The sequence below is a fragment of the Westiellopsis prolifica IICB1 genome, assembly GCF_004323185.1.
Taxonomy (GTDB): Bacteria; Cyanobacteriota; Cyanobacteriia; order Cyanobacteriales; family Nostocaceae; genus Pelatocladus; species Pelatocladus prolificus_A.
In genome coordinates this window covers 1-1,151 of sequence record NZ_NAPS01000026.1, presented here as the reverse complement: position 1 = coordinate 1,151, position 1,151 = coordinate 1, and the positions used below count along the sequence as shown (strand labels likewise).

The following is a 1,151-nucleotide window of genomic DNA, read 5'->3' as shown; positions in this document are numbered from 1 at the left end:
AATCGCGATACATATAAATTTGTAGAGACGCGAAATTTCGCGTCTCTACACCGTCTGTATTTGTATCAAGATTTTCGTGAAATGGTATTACCCCTCAATCCCCGATCCCCGATCCCCGATCCCCTCAATCGCCGAACTTTACGCCTAAATCAATGTTAAGCACTCGCTCTATTTTTCTCAGGGTGTCTTCTGGTAAAGCATCTCGCACTCTTTCCGCTTCTATATCATGCCAGTAAGCTCGGCTCATTTGAGCTTCTCCGGCTAAAACTTCGACTGAACGTCCATCAGCTTTTCTTGCTTGTCTAATTTTTGCTCCTAGTCCTTCGATTTCAACGTCTGTGTAGCGTCTGATTTTCACTGTGTCCACCTTATGATATCGTCAATTTTATTTTTAATATAAATCATCGTACGATTATTGACAAACGAAATACGATGTTCTACTATAGAGAGTATAGAGAAAGCGCTCCCGGCCTGAACAACTGAAAGCGCCTCTCTATATCCAAAACTGTTTAGGACAACCGTCGTTTAGGACAACCGTCGTTTAGGATATTTCCATTGTAGCAACTATGACACAAGTTATTCCTTGTCAAACATTAACAAAAGGTTGGTTAAATTTAGCTTTTGCTCGCCAAATTCAATTTCGCAAAGCTCATTTCAACATGTCATTACAATTTAGCTGCTTAATTATTTGGAATAATGGCGAGAGAGAAACTTATTTTGGCAAAGATGCTCACGCTATAGCTCAAACAATAGAGAAGTTTTCAGAACAAGCAAATAGTTCAAGCTCAAAATCAAGCACCTAATGGGCTAATAGAACCCCGATTTCTCTAAGAAGTCGGGGATTTGAACACCGCGACTTATCAAAATCAACCGCGTAGTGTTGCTATTCACCTGGTGCAAGAGATCAGTTGTGAGGCGATTTTTGAGAATGAGTGTTTGATACTCGTCAGCGAGTCTTTGATACTCGTCAGCGAGTCTTTGATACTCGTCAGCGAGTCTTTGATACTCGTCGTCGAGTGTTTGATACTCGTCGTCGAGTGTTTGATACTCGTCAGCGAGTCTTTGATACTCGTCAGCGAGTCTTTTATTCTCATCGTCGAGTGTTTGATACTCGTCGTCGAGTGTTTGATACTCGTCAGCGAGTGTTTGAT

Annotated in this window: 3 protein-coding genes; 2 read left to right on the top strand and 1 reads right to left on the bottom strand. The window is 41.4% G+C overall.

Annotation, left to right across the window (positions count from 1 at the left end; all coding sequences use genetic code 11):
• Positions 1–124: 124 nt before the first annotated feature.
• Positions 125–358 carry a helix-turn-helix domain-containing protein gene (locus B4U84_RS30170; RefSeq protein WP_131121664.1) on the bottom strand — a complete coding sequence of 78 codons (234 nt, stop codon included), beginning with the start codon at positions 356–358 and terminating at the stop codon, positions 125–127.
• Positions 359–566: 208 nt separating this feature from the next.
• On the opposite strand from B4U84_RS30170, the gene B4U84_RS30165 reads away from it, so the two are divergent.
• Together B4U84_RS30165 and B4U84_RS31070 are read left to right on the top strand one after the other, a co-directional pair.
• Positions 567–803 carry a hypothetical protein gene (locus B4U84_RS30165; protein WP_044451643.1) on the top strand — a complete coding sequence of 79 codons (237 nt, stop codon included), beginning with the start codon at positions 567–569 and terminating at the stop codon, positions 801–803.
• A gap of 129 nt (positions 804–932) precedes the next feature.
• Positions 933–1,151 (top strand): hypothetical protein (locus B4U84_RS31070; protein ID WP_165490414.1); only part of this gene is annotated, 219 nt, incomplete at its 3' end.